The organism is Mycobacterium sp. 29Ha (assembly GCF_032883055.1).
Lineage (GTDB): Bacteria > Actinomycetota > Actinomycetes > Mycobacteriales > Mycobacteriaceae > Mycobacterium > Mycobacterium gallinarum.
Genome location: NZ_JAMQTI010000005.1, coordinates 113860 through 131365, shown reverse-complemented (window position 1 = coordinate 131365; position 17506 = coordinate 113860). Strand labels below are relative to the sequence as shown.

The window sequence follows — 17506 nt, the reverse complement described above, 5'->3', positions numbered from 1 at the left end:
AACACGTCCCGGGTCAGCTCGTCGACATCGGGCGGTTCTGACGCGACAGCGGCGGTGAATGCCTCGTCGAGTTCGGCGATCACCTCGTTGTCGATGGTGTCGAGGTCTGCCTCGGTTGCGGTCCCATCGGCGATCAATCGTGCCCGGTATCGGGCAAACGGCGGATCCGCGCGCCTCGCCGCCAGTTCGTCCTGGTCGGCATATCCCATCGCGTCGCCGAAATAGTGACCCTGTAGCCGGTAGGCCTTTGCCTCGACGAATGTCGGGCCCGCTCCGGCTCGCGCTCGTTCAGCCGCCGCCGACACCGCGTCGTAGACGGCTTGTGGATCAGTGCCGTCGACGGTGACTCCGGGCATTCCGTAACCCACGGCGCGGTCGGACAGCTGGGCGGCGCGCGTGTATCGGTCGTAAGCGGTGCCCTCGGCCCACGCGTTGTTCTGGCAGAAGAAGATCACCGGCAGTGACCAGACCGCGGCCATGTTCATCGCCTCGTGGACATAGCCAATGCTGGTGGCTCCGTCGCCAAAGCTCACCAGGACAACCTGCCCGGTCTCGCGGCGCGCAGCGGCCAACGCGATGCCGTTGGCGATCAAGGGGCCTGCACCGACGATGCCGGTGGTCCATGCGATGCCGTGTGCGGGGTCGCAGATACCCATCGCGCCTGCTTTGCCCTTCGACAATCCGTCGCGGCGTCCGAGAATCTCGGCGAAGTAGCCCTCCAGATCGATGCCCTTGGCCAAGACATCGCCGAGTCCGCGGTAGGTGGTGACCAACTGGTCCCCATCGGCCAACGCAAGCATCGCGCCTGCCGACATCGCCTCCTGACCGTCGACCGGCCAGTAGCTCATCGCCGCCTCTCCCGAGGACAACGCCTTGCGCACTCGTTTGTCGCCGTGTTGCACCTTGCTCATCAGTCGGTAGAACTCGACCGCGAGGTCTGTGCTCGGCGCCGAGGCCTCAGTGCCTGTTTGAGCGGACATCACACTCCTTGCCGGGTCGGCGAGAATTCTACAATATGACGATATGTGTTCAATCGTGCAGTCAGGTGGCGGCCTGCATCTGCGCGGCAAACAGCATCCGATCGAAATAGCAGCGCTCCAGGATCAGCCCGTCGCCGCGGAAGATGAACAGGTTGATGCTGAGCATGTCCACCGCAGCACCAGGACGCGTCGTCCTGGTCTCCACCACCAAACCGTCGGCGGAGTGGAATATGGCTTCGGCCGAATAATGCAGCCGGGGCAATTCGTCCCACTGACGCAGAATCATCTGACGGACTTGCTCATCCCCGTCGAACACCATGCCGGTCGGGACGATCTCGTAACGCGGATGGGTGAATGTCGCCATGATCGCCTCGAGATCACGGTCATTCTCGCCTGCGACGTGTCGCAAGACCAGTTCCTCACGCCGTCGCTGGAGTTCGACGTCTGGCGCGGACACGACTCACCTGCACTCGAAGGTCGGCAGGTTGCGCCCATCCGGCAGCGGCACCCATGCGACGTCGACCTCGTCCCCCACCTGCGGCGGGACGCCAAACACATTCGACATGATGCGTGCACCCTCGTCCAGGTCGACGAGCACGACCGAATAGGGCACTTTGTCGGCGAGGGCAGGCAGCGCGGGACGATGGTGCACGCTGACCGCATAGACGACACCGCGACCGGACAACGTTTCCCAGACAAGTTGGTCGCCCCCGCAGTGCGGGCAAACGAATCGCGGATACCACACCAGCCGGCGGCAATTCGCACACCGCTGCATCGTCAGAGTCTTGCTCTTGGTCGCATCCCAATAGGGTGCCGAGACCGCGCTCGGCTCGGGCACCGGAATGGCGGGAACGTCGTCATTCACAGCGTCGCCTCCGTTCCGAGAATCACTGTGGACGTCGCCGACAGCACGCCACCGGTCCCGTGCGCCAATGCGACGTCGGCATCCACCTGCCGGTCGCCGCATTCGCCGCGCAGCTGGCGGGTCGCCTCGACGAGCAGAAACGCGCCGAACGCGCCGGGATGCGTATACGCGAGTCCGCCGCCGGTGGTCTGGCCGGGGAGCGTACCGCCGGGGGCCAGCGCGCCATCACCGACGAAGGCGCCGCCCTCCCCCTTGGCGCAGAAGCCGAGAGCCTCGAGGGCCAGCAGCACCGTGATGGTGAACGAGTCGTAGAGCTGCACGACGTCGACCTCGCCTGGGGTCAGCCCCGCTTGGGCGAACGCCGCCGGTCCCGACACCGCGCCAGGGGTGACCGTCAAGTCAGGCATCTGTGAAATCATCGTGTGCGATGCGGCCGAGGCCGCCCCCAACACGTAAACGGGCGCCTTTTCAAGATCGCGAGCCCGCGCCGCCGAGGTCACCACGATTGCACCCGCGCCGTCGGTGACCAGACAGCACTCCAACTTGTGCACCGGCTCGGCAAGGTAGCCGGAGTTCAGCACGTCGTCGACCGTGATCTCATTCTGGAGGTGCGCGCGCGGATTGCGCGCGGCCCACTTGCGAGTGTCGACTGCGATCTGCGCGAGTTGTTCTGCAGTGGTGCCGAATTCGGCCATGTGCCGATTCGCGGCCAGCGCGTAGGCGCTGATGGGCAACATCACCCCGAAGGGCGTCTCCCATTCGAGGCGCTCGGGTGTGGCGAAGACACCCATCCCCTTTTCGCCTCGTCTACGCGCGGCGCGCGGCGTCGATGCATAGACGATCACCACTGTTTCGGCAAGGCCCGCCGCGATCGCCGCCGCCGCGTGCTCGACATAGAGCCCGTAACTGGCGCCGCCGGTCTGTGTCGCATCGGTGAAACGCGGTGTGATGCCCAAGTATTCGGCTAGTTCCACGGAGTGCATCAACGTGCCCCCCGTACAGGAACACAGGCCGTCGACGTCCTTGAGAGTCAGTCCCGCATCGGCCAGCGCCGCCCGGATGACTCGCGCCTCGAGCTCTCGCAGTGGCACGTCGATGACGCCTTCGGGCGAAACCTCGTCTGCGGCACCGACTATGGCCGCTGCGCCACGGATACTCGTCACAGCGTCAGGCCGGGGCCGCTGCGAGCTCGGTTGCGGCCGGAATCACCTCTTGGGAGAACAGTTTCATCGACTCGTAAACCTTGGCGCGGTCCATCGCACCGCCCCGCGACATCCGCAGCATGATGTTGCGCCAACCCATGTCGATGACGGTCTGCATCTTGGTGATGATGCGCTCGGGATCACCCATCAAGGTCAAATGCGAGTTGAGCACCTGCTCGTAGCTCTGCTTGTCGTGCTTCTCGAACCAGTCCGAGTAGGCCTTGTAATCGGCTGGAATCTCACCGCCACGCTCGAACGGATTCGAGTATTTGAGATGCGTCTTGATGGACAGCTCGACACTCTCCCGCGGGTAGGTGCGGGCGAAGCCGTCGTCGGTGTGGCAGAACGCATTAAGGAGTGCCCAGACGTTCTCGGTGGCGGCCTCAAGCCCCTTCTTGGCCTGGGTTTCCAGGTAGATGTCGAGTGCACCCTGCAGGTCCGGGTCGACCGTGTAGGGATTGCCGATGATCGCGCCAAAACCCTTGTCCGCCAACCATTCAAAGCTCGACGGTGTTTTCATCACTGTGCCCCACACCGGAACGGGCCGCTGTACCGGACGCGGATAGATGGTCACATCCTCAAGCTGGAAATACTTGCCCTCGTAGCTCACATTCTCCTGCGTGAGCAGCAGGTTCACGATGTCAACACATTCCTGATAGCGACCTGTCGCCTCGTCCATCGAAATGCCGAAGCCCTGGAACTCGTGGGCTTGGTAACCGCGGCCGAAGCCGGCATCGAACCGCCCGCCGGACAACACATCGACCATCGCGATGCGCTCGGCGAGCTGAATCGGGTTGTGAAACGGGCTGACCATGCAGGCCGTACCGATACGGATGCGCTCAGTCTGCGCGGCGATCGCGGCCGCAACCAACGGGAGGTCGGCGAGCATGCCGTAGGGCGAGAAATGGTGCTCAGCCAGCCAGACCTCGTCGTAGCCGAGTTCCTCGGCCCAGCGCGCCTCCTCCAGCACGTTGGCGAACACCTGCTGGTCGGACAGGTGGTTGGGCTTGTCGCCGAGGATGAATACGCCGAACTTCATTCCGATCGCTCCTAGAAACTAGTTGCAGTTACTGCCACTATATTGCACGATTGAACATATATCGTCAATACGTTCAGTCCGATCACCCGGGAGGTTGCGTTGAGCCTTGACGCGAATGCAGTGGGCACCAAGCTGGATCCGACGACGTTTGCGTGGACGGAGGCCGACACCATCCTCTACGCGCTGGGGGTGGGTGCCCGGCCACCCGACGACCTCGGCCTTCTCGACGAACGCCGTGGTCCTGCGGTGTTACCGACCTTTGCCCTGCTGGCAAACTGGTGGGCGGTCAAGGATCTGCGCAGCGTCCTCGATCTCGGCTCGTTTCCCATCGTCCACGGCGGACAGTCGCTGTCGGTGTCTCGTCCCGTGCAACCTTGCGGCGAGGTGGCAGTGACCGGCGAGGTCACGGCGGTGTGGGACAAGGGCAAGCACGCCGCGATCGAGGTGACAACTCGCGGGACCGACGCCGACGGCGAACTCTTCGTCGCGGTCGGACAGACCATGGTGCTCGGCGGCGGCGGGTTCGGCGGAGACCGCGGCCCCGCGTCCGCAGATGAGCCAACCGGACCCTCCGACGTCACCATCATCGACGAGGTGCGGCCGGAACAAGCCGCCATCTACCGGCTCAGCGGTGACCGCAACCCGCTGCACATCGATCCCGATGCCGCCAAGAAATCGGGCTTCGACGATGTGTTCCTGCACGGCCTGTGCACTTTCGGATTCGCCGCGCGCGCTGTGATCAACAGTCTCGGCGGAGGCGATCCCACGGCACTACAGTCGATCAGCTGCCGATTCGCCAAACCCGTGATGCTCGGCGCGCCTTTGAGCACCGAAGTGTGGCGGCAGGGCCCGACCGTGCAGTTCCGCACCAGTCAGGGTTCGGTCGTTGCCCTGTCGGCAGGCACCGCGACGCTGCAAGGATGACAGTCATGGATCAACGTCGCATGCGGGGCCAACGCAACCGTGAGGCGCTCATCACCGCAGCGGTCGAACTCTTCGAGACGCAGGGCTACGACGCCACCACCGTCGACCAGATCACCGCCGCCGCTGGCGTCGCGCCGCGGACGTACTTTCATCACTTCGCGGCCAAAGAAGACATCCTTTTCGACGGCTACGCCGAAAGACTCGACGAGGCCACCCGCCGATTTCGCGCTTCGCGCTCGATCACGTTGTGGGGGGCGCTTTCTGAGGCGTCGGCTTCCGTTGCCGAAGCGATCGCCGCACAGCCGGAGATCTTTGTGGTGCGGGCCCGGATGTACGCAAGTCACCCGGCGCTTCGCGCGACGCGGCTGCGCATCAACGACGACTGGATCGACCAGATGACGCGTGAGGTCGCGCGATGGCTCGGTAGCGACGCCGAATCAGATCTGCGCCCGCGCTTGGCGGCCACCGTCGTCAACGGGGCCAACCGCGCCGCGATCGACACGTGGGTGGCCGGTGGCGGACGCGGCGACCTTCTGGCGATCATGAGCCAGGCGGTCGTTTTGCTTCGGCCGTCCATCAACCGCATCGAGCGGCTGGTCAAGGAAGATCGGCGCCGCCATGTCGGGTAACCGTGGGCTGGCGGTGGTGACCGGCGGCGCTCGTGGAATAGGCGAGGCGATCGTCGACGAGCTCGTCGCTGCCGGCTACCGGGTGGCCGTGGTCGACGTGAACGCCAAAGCGCTGGCCAAGACCGCCGAACGGGATGCCGCCAGGTCGGGTCTGATCATTCCGGTCGAGTTGTCTATCACCGACCGCGCGGCGGTCGAACACGAACTCGGCGCGCTTGCGGCCTCTCACGGCGCGATCCAGGCGCTGGTGAACAACGCGGGCATGACGTTGCCCGCCACGTTTCTCGACCAAACGGACGAGGACTGGAATCGGATCGTCGCGGTCAACCTCACCGGCACCTTCATCATGGCGCAGGTTGCCGCACGCCAGATGGTCGAGCAGAAAACCGGCGCGATCGTGAACATCAGTTCGGTGTCTGCGCACGGTGTCCGTACCGGGCCGGCCGCGTACGCCGCAGCGAAGGCTGGTGTGGAAGGCCTGTCCAGGCTGATGGCCGTGCAACTCGGTCCGCTCGGCGTGCGCGTCAACACCGTGGTGGTCGGGACCACCGCGACACCATGGTTGCTCTCTCGAAAGAGCGATGCCGAGCTCGAAACCATGCGTGCCACGACACTGACCGGATCCATCGGTGAACCCGCCGACATCGCCAAGACCGTCGGATTCCTTTGCTCACCGTCGGCCAAACACATCACCGGTCAGATGATCTCAGTATCCGGCGGGCAATGGATGCCATGATCGGGACCGCTGTACGATGAAACATCCATTGCCAATCTGTTCAGTCACATCGAGGTGGCCAGGGTGAGTTCAACCCGCACATTCGCTTACGACCCTCTTCCCTATCCGGCTGTCGTGCCAGCGATGCTCGCCGAACTCGTCGAGCGATTCGGTCGCAGTGACTTTGTCGTGTCGTCGGACGGAGCCGGTACCGACGAGCGAATCACGTACTCCGAAGCGGACGAACAGTCAGCGGAGATGGCGCGCCGACTGCTCGCCGCCGGCGTGACCAAGGGGGCCAGGGTCGGCATCCTCGCGCCCAACGGCCCCGACTTCGCGGTCGCGTTCCTCGCAACCACCCGGATCGGGGCCGTGGCGGTACCCATCAATACGTTCTTCCAGCCGCCCGAACTCGAATGGCTACTTCGCGACGCCGATATTCACACGGTGGTGTCGGTGCCCACCCTGCTGGGCAAGGACGTCGAGGCCCGACTCGAGCAGGCCACCGGAGTCGCTCCCGGCGCCGCGAACCCCGTACTCACCGACCGGCTACCGCACCTGCGCAATGTCTTCTCGCTGGCACCGGATGCCCAGGACTGGCCGGAACCGGTCGCGCAAACGTTCCTCGACGCCTGCGAGTCGACGGTGCGCGAGACGGATGACATGGTCATCATCTACACCTCCGGCAGTACGTCGAATCCCAAGGGCATCATCCACTCTCAGAACACTGCTATCGCGCATTCGCGTTTCATCGCAAGCCAACACGAGTGGGATCCCACCGACCGCGTCTATATCCCGATGGCCTTCTTCTGGGTCGGCGGCCTGATCTTCGGGCTGCTGGGACCGATGCAAATCGGAGTGACGATCCTGACCGAGCATCGGTTCGAGCCCGCCGACGTGCTCAGGCTGCTGGCGGCCGAACGCGCAACGTATACGACGGGCTTTCCCCACGTCGGTCCCGCGTTGACGAACCATCCCGACTTTGCGACCACCGATCTGTCCGCCCTACGAGAGGGCTACCAGCAGGTGCTGCTACCGCCAGAACGGCGTGCTGCCGACCCGTCGCTACGAGTTCGACAACTCGGGATGACCGAGACGTGCAGCTCACACACCTGGTGGCCACCCCACGAGCAGGTGCCGGAATCCAAGCGCGGGTCGCTCGGGGTTTCGGCACCGGGTTATGAACACAAGGTCGTCGACGAGACCGGTCAGGAAGTGCCCAACGGGGTGGCCGGCGAGATCTGTGTGCGCGGCTGGGCCATGATGCGCGGCATCGTCGGACGCAGTAATCGGGACGTATTCGATGCCGACGGTTGGTATCACACCGGCGACGCCGGATATCGCGATGACGACGGCCACCTTTACTTCGCGGGCCGCACCGACGACATGATCAAGACCTCGGGGGCCAACGTCGCTCCCATTGAAGTGGAGTCAACGCTGAGCAGAATCGACGGCGTGCGCATCGCCTATGTCGTCGGGCTGCCCGATCCGGCGAAGGGCGCGGTGGTCAGTGCCGTGGTAGTGCTCGACGACGGCGTCGACCTGTCGGCTGACGCCCTGGCCGCACAGTGCCGCACGGAACTCGCGGCCTACAAAGTGCCCAAGAAGTGGGTCATGCTGCCGGACGCGGACAGTCTGCCGTACACCACCACGAACAAGATCGACAAGATCGCGCTCAGCACGCTTTTGGAATCGGGCGCACTCTCATGACCGCCAAGTCCGGCGACACCATCGCGGCGCTCGCCGCTCGTGTCGAACGTCTCGAAGCGCTCGACGAGATCCGCCAACTCGCGGCCAAATACGCTGTGGCTCTGGACATGCGTGACCTCAATGCTGTTGTCAACCTCTTCGTCGAGGACGTCGGAGTCCCGGGTAAACGTCGTGGACGAGAAGCGTTGCGTCAGTGGTACGACACCGAGATGCGACATGACCTGCTGGGCAGCGCGCACGGGCCGCTCGCACACGTGATCGACGTCCACGACGCCGACCATGCGACCGGCTTGGTCTACTCACGCAACGATCTCGAGACCGAGACGACGTGGGTGATCGAACTGCTCGCCTACCTCGATGCATATGAACGGCGGCACGGCCGTTGGTACTTCGCCCGACGAACTCCGCTGTTCTGGTATCAGAGCGATATCACCGATCCTCCGCTCGGTCCCGAGAAGATGCGCTGGCCCAACACATCTGCGCACAAAGGGACGTTCCATGACGCGTTCCCCAGCTGGGCGGAATTCTGGTCGGCCGATCCGGGGCGGCTGGAAGCTGCAGTCCCCGCGCCGCCGCCGGTCGGCGAATGGTTGCAGACATTGCGGCGAAGCGACTCTGTCCCCCACGTCAGTCCGACGGGGCGAAGCGCCGACGATCCGAGAAGCGGATGACATGACAATCGACTCCGATTTAACCGTCTTCACTCTTACAGACGACCAGCGCGAGTTCCGATCGACCGTGCGCGCATTCCTCGAACACCACGTACCAGAATCCGAGGTTCGTCGCCTCATGGCGTCGGAAAAGGGCTTCGATCCGACGATATGGCGCGCCATGGCCGATCAGATGAGCCTGCAGGGATTGATCATTCCCGAGGCGTACGGCGGCGAGGGGTTCGGCTTCGCCGAACTCGGTCTGGTGCTCGAAGAGATGGGCGGGGCGCTAGTGCCCGGTCCCTACTTCACATCGGCGGTGCTCACCGCGGGTGCGCTCATGTGTTCCGGTGACGAGGAAGCGTGCGAACGGTACCTACCCGGCATCGCGTCCGGTGAGACCATCGCGACCCTGGCACTTACCGAGCGGTCCGGACGATGGGATCGCGATGGCATCGAGACAACAGCCGGCCAAGATGGCGGCGACTGGATGCTTCGGGGAACCAAACACTATGTGCCCGACGGCGGTATCGCCGATCTCGTGCTTGTGGTGGCCCGCGCCGCGTCCGGCGCCGTGGGCCTCTTCGCTGTCGAGAACACCGATGACCTGGTACGCAGAGAGCAGTCCACCCTCGACCCGACGCGCCGTCAAGCCGTCATCGAGTTCGTGGACACCGCTGCGATACGCATCGGCGGTGAGGATGCGTGGCCCGGGCTGAGCCACGCGTTGAGTCAGGCGGCGGCAGCGCTGGCCAACGAACAAGTCGGCGGCGCCCAACGGTGCCTTGATCAGGCGGTCGCCTACGTCAAGGTCCGTAGCCAGTTCGGTAGACCTGTCGGCTCATTCCAAGCGATTCGACACCGCTGCGCCGATCTCATGCTCGACATCGAATGCGCCAGAGGCGTAGCGCAATACGCCGTCCACGCCATTGATCACTTTCCCACTGAGTCCGAATCGGCGGCAGCGCTGGCCAAGGCGTACTGCTCGGACGTGTACGCGCGCGCCGCAGCGGCCAACATCCAGTTGCACGGCGGTATCGGATTCACCTGGGAACATCCCGCGCACATGTATTACAAGCGAGCGAGATCGTCGGCGATGTTGCTCGGCGACCCGAGCTTTCACCGTGGACTGCTGGCCGACAGCATCGACATCTGAGTTCAGAAGTCGGTGCCGCCGTCGATGTTGATGACCGCACCGGTCATGTATGCCGCTCGGTCGCCGAGCAGAAACGCGATGAGTTCGCCTGCCTCGTGGGGTCTTCCGCCGCGTCCCAGCGCCACTCTCATATTCCAGTCGGGATTGCTCGACAGATGGGTGTAAATCGCATCTTCGAGCGGCACACCGTATTGCTGTGCACGATGCTCTCGAATGTGGTCGTTCGTTTCGGTGTCGAACAGACCGGGGCACACCACGTTCACACGGATACCGTCGGGGCCGTGTGTTTTCGCCATGATCTTGGACAGCGTCAGCACAGACGCCTTCAGCGCGTTGTAGGGCGGGATGAGAATCTTGGGGGCTCGTACCGAATATGCGGCGGTGGTCACGATGGTGCCGCCGCCGTTGCGCTGTAGATGCGGGATGACCGCACGACACGACCGCACGGTCGCCATCAGAATGAGCTGGTAGTACCAATCCCAGGAGTCGTCGCCGTGTTCGAGGAATGGGCCCTGCTGGTTCATCGGTCCTGCGGTGACGGCAAGTCCTCGTAGAGGGCCCAGATCCTCTGCCGCGCGGTCGACGGCGCGATCGACTGCTCCTCCGCTCTCGGTTGCGTCGACGGCGATCCCCACGGCCCGGACTCCGAACTCTGTCGCCAGTCCTTGTGCACGCTCCTCGGCGCGTTGACCGTCGCGTGCGAGCAGCGCGACGTTCGCGCCGTCGGCGGCCAACGCCCGGGCCGCGCCGTATCCCATGCCGGTGGTCCCGCCGACGAGCACGTAGTTGCGGCCTTCTACTCCGAGTTCCACGCAGTCAACCTCCCGGTATGGTGGCGAAATCGAGCACTGAACACTATGACGAACTATGTCATGATGTTTAGCGGTGTCGGGCATCGCCACCGCAGCTAAGGACGACACAGCCGCACCGCGGCAGCGCACAGGAACACACCATGTCGCGTAGGATCGAATACTTGGCAGGGTCGATCTGAGCCGTCTAGCAGGCCCTACCGGACAGGAGCGGGATGGCGACCCAACGGGCCACGGCCGACATCGAGGCGCAAGAAGAGTACGACCGTCAGGATCAGATCCTTGAGGCGGCCAACCAGTGCTTCACCCAGTTGGGCATCCATCGCACCAGCGTGCAGGACGTCGCCAGGATGGCGAACGTATCGCGGGGCACGGTCTACCGGTACTTCGAGGACCGCAACGTGCTGATCGATGCGGCGATTGAATTCGGCGCCCAGAAGTTCTACCAGCAGGTCGCTGCGGCCATGGCCAAGAAGTCGACCCTTGCGGAGAAGCTTGGAGCAATGGCCGAGACTCACGCGGTCATCTTGTTGGACCATCGCACCCGCAACCGCCTGATGGCCGACGACTCAGAGCTGATGCGCCACATGATTTCCGATGGTGATTCCGCGGTCCGGCGAACCACGGCGTTCCTGGTGCCCTATGTTCGCGAGGCGCAGAAGCGCGGCGAGGTCGGCTCGGGCATCGACGTCACGGCCGCCAGCGAGTGGCTGGCGAGAATGATTTACTCCTTCTCGACGGTCAACGAAGCGCAGACTTTCGACATGTCCAAGCCCGAGACCGTACGCAAGTACGTCGAGAAGTTCGCCGTCAACGGATTGCGCTGACCCCACGGCGCGATTCTGTCTGTTCAACTGAACAACTCTTGTATTACTGTTCTGTATGATCGTGTGGTGCAAACCTCGCACGCGCAGGTCAGAGGACAGGAGACCATGACGGAGATCTGGCGCGAAGAGCGGATGCTGATTGACGGCCAACTCGTCGGGGCACGGGAGGGTGGCGCATACGACAACGTCAACCCGGCGACGGAGAAGGTGATCGGCTCCGCGGCCGACGGCACGGCCGCGGATATGGACGCGGCCATCTCGGCCGCGCGGCGGGCATTCGACACCACCGACTGGTCGACAAATCACGATCTGCGCGTGCGGTGCATTCGGCAACTGCACGAGGCTCTGGTCAAGCATGCCGACGAGTTTCGCAGCACAACCGTCGCCGAGGTCGGCTGCCCGCTGGCGCTGACTTACGGCCCGCAGATCGACGCGCCCCTGGCCGGGCTGCCCTGGGTTGCCGATCTTGCCGAGAATTACGCGTGGGAGACCGACCTCGGTATCGCCGAGCCGTTCGGCATCAAAACCCGCCGCACCGTACGCCGGGAACCGGTGGGCGTCGTCGCAGCGATCACTCCCTGGAATTACCCGGTGCAGATCAACCTCGCAAAGATGGTGCCCGCACTGGCCGCGGGCAGCACCGTGATACTCAAACCGGCGCCCGACACACCCTACGGTGCAACGCTTCTCGGGCATCTCATTGCCGAGCACACCGATATTCCGTCTGGCGTTGTCAACGTGGTCACCTCAGCGGGCCATGACGTGGGTCAGCAGCTGTGCGAAGATCCGCGCGTGGACATGATCTCGTTCACCGGCTCGACGGCAACGGGCACCCGCATCATGATGGCGGCGGCGGCCACCATCAAGAAGGTGTTCCTCGAGCTCGGCGGCAAATCGGCGCTCGTGGCACTCGACGACGCCGATATCGGATCGGCAGTCACCTCGGCGGCGTTCGCCGCAACCACTCACGCCGGACAGGGCTGCGCCAACACCACACGACTTCTATTGCCCAGAGCCAAGTATCGCGAGGGTGTCGACGCGTTGGCCGAAATGCTCAAAGGCTGGTCGTATGGTGATCCCACTGATTCATCTGTCCTCATGGGTCCGCTGATCAGCGAGCAACAGCGGCAGCGGGTGCTCGGTTACGTCCGCAAAGGGATCGACGAAGGCGCCACGGTGGCGGTCGGCGGCGGCATACCCGCGCATCTGCCGGTCGGCTATTACGTCGAGCCAACTTTGCTCACCGATGTCGATCCGAATGCCACAGTCGCCCAAGAGGAGATCTTCGGGCCGGTCCTGGTTGCCATCCCGCACGACGGTGACGACCATGCCGTGGAGATCGCCAACAACTCGCGCTACGGCCTGTCCGGATCGGTGGTGAGCGCGTCAGACGACCGAGCGCGCTCGGTGGCCAACCGCATTCGAACCGGCACGGTCAACGTCAACGGCGGGGTGTTCTACGGGGTAGACGTTCCGTTCGGCGGCTACAAGCAGAGCGGCATCGGACGGGAGATGGGCGTGGCCGGTTTCGAGGAGTACCTGGAGATCAAGTCGATTGCGCAACGGGCATCGTGACCGTGCGGTCGCTGTCGGGTAAACGGGTCGTCGTCGTCGGCGCTTCAGCCGGCATCGGCAAGGCTTTCGCGATCCGCGCGGGTAAGGAAGGAGCGCAGCTTGTCGTCGCTGCTCGACGCACCGACAAGCTCGCCGAAGTCATCGCTGAGGTCGGCTCGGGTACACCGGCGGTCACCGATGTGCGCCGACCCGAAGATTGTGCCCGCGTCGCCGCAGTCGCCCGCGAGCAATTGGGCGAAGTCGACCTGCTGATGATCAGTACCGGATACGCACCGCTGAAGAAGCTCGGCGACACCGACACTCACGACTGGCGCGACGTTTTCGAAACGAACGTGGTTGGTGTACACGAGACGATCCGTGCCCATCTGCCCATTCTCACGCCCTCGGCGATCGTCGCCGCGATGTCCTCCGATTCGGTGCGCAATCCTCACTCCGCGCTGGGGGCATACTCGTCGAGCAAAGCTGCGCTGGAGCGGTGTCTGGTCTCGTGGCGCCTGGAGAATCCGGGCTACAGATTCTGTTGTGTCGAGGTAAGCGGCACTGTCCCGACGGATTTCACGTCTGCATTCGATCCGGACGTGCTCGGCGAAGTTGCGAGCGAGTGGATGTCCCGCGGTCTTGTCCAGGCGAGCAGGATGACACCGGAAGACGTCGCCGAAGTGTTGGCGGGCGTCTTCGGCAGTGTAGTGGACTTCCCGGAGGTCGGCCTGGAATCACTCGTCGTCAAGTCGCCATCGGGACCGTTGCGCCCGTGAGCGTTTCACTCCTGCTCGAGATGGCTCAGGAAGCGGCGCTCGCCGAGCCTGATCGCACCGCGTTGGTGTCCGGTGACTTGCGCTTGACCATCGCCGAACTGAGCGACCTCGCCGACGGCGCTGCCGGCGTGATCAGCGCTTCGGGGGCCGAACACGTCGCGTACGTCGGCGCCGGTGGGGTGATGCTCCCGCTGCTGGTGTTCGCTTCGGCACGGGCTGCCGTCCCCGTCACCCCGTTGAACTATCGGCTGTCCGCGGACGGTGTCCGTACGCTGATCGGGCGGCTCCCGAAGCCCGTCGTGATCGTCGACGACGAGTACCGCGCTGTGGTCGGAGACTTGGCGGGCCACGCCGCGCAGATCTTTTCCGCTGCTGACTTCATCACCGCGGCGCGGATATCGGCACCAGCGGCCGAGTTCGCCGACCCGGATTCGGTGGCTGTGGTGTTGTTCACTTCGGGCACGACATCAGCACCCAAAGCCGTTGAGTTGACGCATAACAACCTCACCAGCTACGTCATGGGCACCGTCGAGTTCGCGTCGGCAGAACCCGGTGACGCCGCCGCGATCTGCGTACCGCCTTACCACATCGCCGGCGTCGGAGCCGCCCTCTCGAATCTGTATGCCGGGCGTAAGATGGTTTACCTCAACAACTTCGACCCCATCGAATGGGTCCGACTGGTCAATCGCGAAAAGGTCACCTCGGCAACAGTGGTTCCCACGATGCTGGACAGGATCGTGACCGTACTCGAAGGGCTCGATGGGTCTCCCCTACTGCCCTCGCTGCGCACGCTTGCCTATGGCGGATCGAAAGTCGCTGCGCCGCTGGTGCGCAAGGCCTTGGAACTGTTGCCGCATGTCGGATTCGTCAACGCCTACGGTCTCACCGAGACCAGTTCCACCATCGCCGTGCTCACCCCCGAGGACCATCGCAACGCGCTGGCGTCAAGCGACCCCGCAACGTCACGTCGGTTGGGGTCGGTTGGCCGGCCCGTCCCCACGGTCGAGGTGCAGGTCCGAGCCGAGGATGGCACCGTGCTGGGGCCGGACGAGCCCGGCGAGTTGTTCGTCCGCGGCGAGCAGGTGTCGGGCCGCTACACCGGCATCGGGTCGGTGCTCGACGCGGACGGCTGGTTCCCCACCAAGGACGTCGCATTCCTTGACGAAGACGGCTATCTGTTCATCGGGGGCAGATCCGACGACACCATCATCCGCGGCGGCGAAAACATCGCTCCGGCCGAGATCGAAGACGTCTTGGTTGAACATGCTGGCGTACGGGAGTGTGTCGTGGTTGGCGCCGATGACGACGAGTGGGGTCAGATCATCGTCGCCGTCGTCGTGCCTGACGGCGAATTCGCACCCGAACCCGAGGAGCTACGGAGTTTCGTGCGCGAACGACTGCGGGGATCGAGAACTCCGGACCGTGTCGTCTTTCGCGGTCAACTGCCCACCAACGCCACCGGCAAGGTCCTGCGACGCCAGATCGTTGATGAACTGAACGCCGACGCCAAGGAGTCGACATGATCAAGAACGGCACTCGACTGAAAAGTCAGGTGTGCGAAACCCAGGTCATCATCGTGCGCAGTTCGGAGGCGCTCGACGACCTACGCGCAGGTGGTTCGCCGATGATTCCCGTCGGCGATGAGATCGATACGAGCCTGGCGCTTGACGACGGTCTCGCCGGGGGCACGCAGATGGGCAAACGATATGTCGACGGCGCGGGGGCCGAGGTGCTGGTGACCAACGCCGGCGCAGGCTCACTGTCGATCGGATCGACGCCTCTGGCGATCAAGGAAGCCAAACCATTGCCCGCCAGCGATTAGACGGATCATGGCTCTTGTCATTGCCGCCGAAGCAAACGGTTCGATCGGATGCAACCTGACAAATGAACGCGGAAAGGGCATCACATGGCCGACATGATCGATGACGTCGAATCGCTTTGGCCCGAGTACCCAGACTACCGAATCGACCTGACGCCCTGCCGGCTGACGGGACAGGTCTGGGCCGGCGACACACTGCTGGCCGAAAGCGATGCCTGTCTTATCGTGACGGAAACTGATCACACGGACAGGCTGTACTTTCCGGAATCGTCGGTTCAGTGGCAGCACTTCGAAAAGTCGGAGCACACCACGGTGTGCCCTTTCAAGGGACGGGCCGATTATTGGAACCTCATCGGCCCGCACCAACCGAGCGCGAATGCCGTGTGGACCTATCGTGCGCCGCTGCGAGAAGTTGCCGGGCTGAAAGGTTATGTGTCTTTCTACGACCTTGATATGCGAATCATCGTGGTCGATCGATGGCCCGACGGTACCGAGGTACCTGCGACGTTTCCACTTTGGGGCGATGCTGACGAGCTACTGCGGCTCATCGATGTTCAACCCGCGTCGGACTGCAAATTCATCGGTCCGGCTCATGGCCCGACTCGCCGCGACGTCGTCGAAGGCGGTCAGTTCGCCGGAGAAGCCATTGTTGCTGCCAGTAAAGCCCTTCCTGGACAACGGGTCACATCGATATCGATGATATTCACGAAGGCTGCTTCGTTCACCGCGCCTGTCGATGTCGATGTCGATGTTCTGCGCCAAGGTCGAACGTTCTCGACCGCCGAGGTGCGGATCAGCCAGCACGGGGCGTTGCGAAGTGTTGGGTTGCTTCTCGCCGACTCCGGCGCCGATGACGTCATGCGCGACAGCGCACCAATGCCTGACACCCCCGGCCCGGAAGCCGCTGTGCAGTTCGCCGGCTTCGGGATGCCCGGCCGGGAGATCAGGGTCGTCGACGCCGCATACGATCCCGACCCGGAGCGGGTCGGACCACCCGTGATCGACGCCTGGGTCCGATTTAGGGACGCACCTGATGAGCAATATCTACATCAGGCGCTATTGGCGCAGTCGACGACGCACTGGACCATCGCTGCAGGCATGCTGCCCCACCGCGGCTTCGGTGAGGCTCGCGCGCACGACACGTTGTCCACCGGAATCATGAAGGCCACCATTGCCTTCCACGACGACGCGGATGTCAGTGAATGGCTGCTGTACAGGAATTGCGCATTCTGGTCAGGACGAGGACTCGTGCAGGGCGACGGGCGGGTGCACACCCGTGACGGCCGCCTCGCCGCCTCCTACACCATTCAGGCCATGGTCCGAGCGTTCGGCCGCAGTCCCGCAGACATGGGACACGACAGCCGGACGGCGATGTAGTTGGCTTTCAGCAGTTATGGATCTTCGATACGCCGCGCCAAACCTCGAGCTGGAAACCCTCTGCCGCCGTTATGCAGCGGCGATAGACCATCGCGACATCGGCGGCCTGCTCAGTGTCTTCGCAGTAGACGCCACCATGCGCGTAGAGCAGCCTGGAAAGCGGCCGGGCAACCTGAACGGTCATCGCGAGCTCGAACGCATCATCGAGATCGTGAATCGCTTTCCCCGCACCGCGCACGTGCTCGGACAGGGCCTTTTCCAAGTGGACGGTGAACGTGCAATCGGTGAAGTCTATTGCACTGCACATCACTTCAGTTCTGACGAACAGGGCTCCTGCCACGATCTGGTGATGCACATCAGATACATCGACCGCTACGCGGTCAGCGAGGACCGCGGCTGGCGCATCGTCCACCGAAGAGTGTGCGTCGACGCCACCGAGGACCGACAGGTGCTCGGGGACTGGTAGTCGAATGG

18 protein-coding genes and 1 pseudogene are annotated in these 17506 nt (G+C 63.8%); 13 read left to right on the top strand and 6 right to left on the bottom strand.

The genetic code is table 11. The annotated features are described in order from the left end of the window. Positions 1–41: 41 nt before the first annotated feature. The 5 genes and pseudogenes from M1248_RS33340 to M1248_RS08425 form a co-directional block, all read right to left on the bottom strand. A pseudogene (locus M1248_RS33340) lies at positions 42–848 on the bottom strand (thiamine pyrophosphate-dependent dehydrogenase E1 component subunit alpha); the annotation flags it as partial. A gap of 193 nt (positions 849–1041) precedes the next feature. After that, positions 1042–1437, bottom strand: coding sequence for a nuclear transport factor 2 family protein (locus M1248_RS08440; RefSeq protein WP_163730503.1), 396 nt, complete (start codon positions 1435–1437; stop codon positions 1042–1044). Positions 1438–1440: 3 nt separating this feature from the next. Then, positions 1441–1845: a Zn-ribbon domain-containing OB-fold protein gene (locus M1248_RS08435; protein ID WP_232076169.1), complete on the bottom strand. Its 405-nt coding sequence runs from the start codon at positions 1843–1845 to the stop codon at positions 1441–1443. After that, positions 1842–3008: an acetyl-CoA acetyltransferase gene (locus M1248_RS08430; RefSeq protein ID WP_163730505.1), complete on the bottom strand. Its 1167-nt coding sequence runs from the start codon at positions 3006–3008 to the stop codon at positions 1842–1844. Before M1248_RS08430 ends, M1248_RS08435 begins: the two co-directional genes overlap by 4 nt. Before the next feature lie 4 nt (positions 3009–3012). After that, complete coding sequence (locus tag M1248_RS08425) at positions 3013–4086, bottom strand: LLM class flavin-dependent oxidoreductase (protein ID WP_317148068.1); 1074 nt, start codon at positions 4084–4086, stop codon at positions 3013–3015. A gap of 99 nt (positions 4087–4185) precedes the next feature. On the opposite strand from M1248_RS08425, the gene M1248_RS08420 reads away from it, so the two are divergent. The 6 genes from M1248_RS08420 to M1248_RS08395 all read left to right on the top strand — a co-directional run bounded on the left by M1248_RS08420 (position 4186) and on the right by M1248_RS08395 (position 9870). After that, positions 4186–5010: a MaoC/PaaZ C-terminal domain-containing protein gene (locus tag M1248_RS08420; protein WP_317148067.1), complete on the top strand. Its 825-nt coding sequence runs from the start codon at positions 4186–4188 to the stop codon at positions 5008–5010. A gap of 5 nt (positions 5011–5015) precedes the next feature. Further along, complete coding sequence (locus tag M1248_RS08415) at positions 5016–5639, top strand: TetR/AcrR family transcriptional regulator (protein WP_317148066.1); 624 nt, start codon at positions 5016–5018, stop codon at positions 5637–5639. Next, a complete protein-coding gene (locus M1248_RS08410) occupies positions 5629–6375 on the top strand; it encodes an SDR family oxidoreductase (protein ID WP_317148065.1) in 747 nt (248 codons plus the stop codon). Before M1248_RS08415 ends, M1248_RS08410 begins: the two co-directional genes overlap by 11 nt. Positions 6376–6438: 63 nt before the next feature. Further along, positions 6439–8064: a class I adenylate-forming enzyme family protein gene (locus M1248_RS08405; RefSeq protein ID WP_232076170.1), complete on the top strand. Its 1626-nt coding sequence runs from the start codon at positions 6439–6441 to the stop codon at positions 8062–8064. Further along, the gene (locus M1248_RS08400; protein ID WP_163730510.1) at positions 8061–8735 is read left to right on the top strand and encodes a nuclear transport factor 2 family protein; all 675 of its coding nucleotides are present in this window, start codon (positions 8061–8063) and stop codon (positions 8733–8735) included. Before M1248_RS08405 ends, M1248_RS08400 begins: the two co-directional genes overlap by 4 nt. Before the next feature lies 1 nt (position 8736). Continuing rightward, positions 8737–9870 (top strand): acyl-CoA dehydrogenase family protein, encoded by a 1134-nt coding sequence (locus M1248_RS08395; protein ID WP_317148064.1) that lies wholly within the window; start codon positions 8737–8739, stop codon positions 9868–9870. 2 nt (positions 9871–9872) lie between these two features. Here M1248_RS08395 and M1248_RS08390 read toward each other — a convergent pair whose 3' ends face one another. Further along, entirely contained in the window at positions 9873–10682 is an 810-nt protein-coding gene (locus tag M1248_RS08390) for an SDR family NAD(P)-dependent oxidoreductase (RefSeq protein ID WP_163730512.1), read from the bottom strand. Between the two features lie 212 nt (positions 10683–10894). Here M1248_RS08390 and M1248_RS08385 point away from each other — a divergent pair, with 212 nt between their 5' ends. From M1248_RS08385 to M1248_RS08355, 7 genes are all read left to right on the top strand, one after another. Then, a complete protein-coding gene (locus M1248_RS08385) occupies positions 10895–11506 on the top strand; it encodes a TetR/AcrR family transcriptional regulator (protein ID WP_317148063.1) in 612 nt (203 codons plus the stop codon). 105 nt (positions 11507–11611) lie between these two features. Beyond that, complete coding sequence (locus M1248_RS08380) at positions 11612–13081, top strand: aldehyde dehydrogenase (protein ID WP_317148155.1); 1470 nt, start codon at positions 11612–11614, stop codon at positions 13079–13081. Then, positions 13078–13836: an SDR family oxidoreductase gene (locus M1248_RS08375; protein ID WP_317148062.1), complete on the top strand. Its 759-nt coding sequence runs from the start codon at positions 13078–13080 to the stop codon at positions 13834–13836. Before M1248_RS08380 ends, M1248_RS08375 begins: the two co-directional genes overlap by 4 nt. After that, complete coding sequence (locus M1248_RS08370) at positions 13833–15359, top strand: fatty acid--CoA ligase family protein (RefSeq protein ID WP_317148061.1); 1527 nt, start codon at positions 13833–13835, stop codon at positions 15357–15359. The genes M1248_RS08375 and M1248_RS08370 overlap by 4 nt, the downstream gene beginning before the upstream one ends. Then, positions 15356–15658: a hypothetical protein gene (locus M1248_RS08365; RefSeq protein ID WP_163730516.1), complete on the top strand. Its 303-nt coding sequence runs from the start codon at positions 15356–15358 to the stop codon at positions 15656–15658. Before M1248_RS08370 ends, M1248_RS08365 begins: the two co-directional genes overlap by 4 nt. A gap of 84 nt (positions 15659–15742) precedes the next feature. After that, complete coding sequence (locus M1248_RS08360; RefSeq protein WP_317148060.1) at positions 15743–17032, top strand: DUF427 domain-containing protein; 1290 nt, start codon at positions 15743–15745, stop codon at positions 17030–17032. 16 nt (positions 17033–17048) lie between these two features. Further along, the gene (locus tag M1248_RS08355; RefSeq protein WP_317148059.1) at positions 17049–17498 is read left to right on the top strand and encodes a nuclear transport factor 2 family protein; all 450 of its coding nucleotides are present in this window, start codon (positions 17049–17051) and stop codon (positions 17496–17498) included. Positions 17499–17506: the final 8 nt, after the last annotated feature.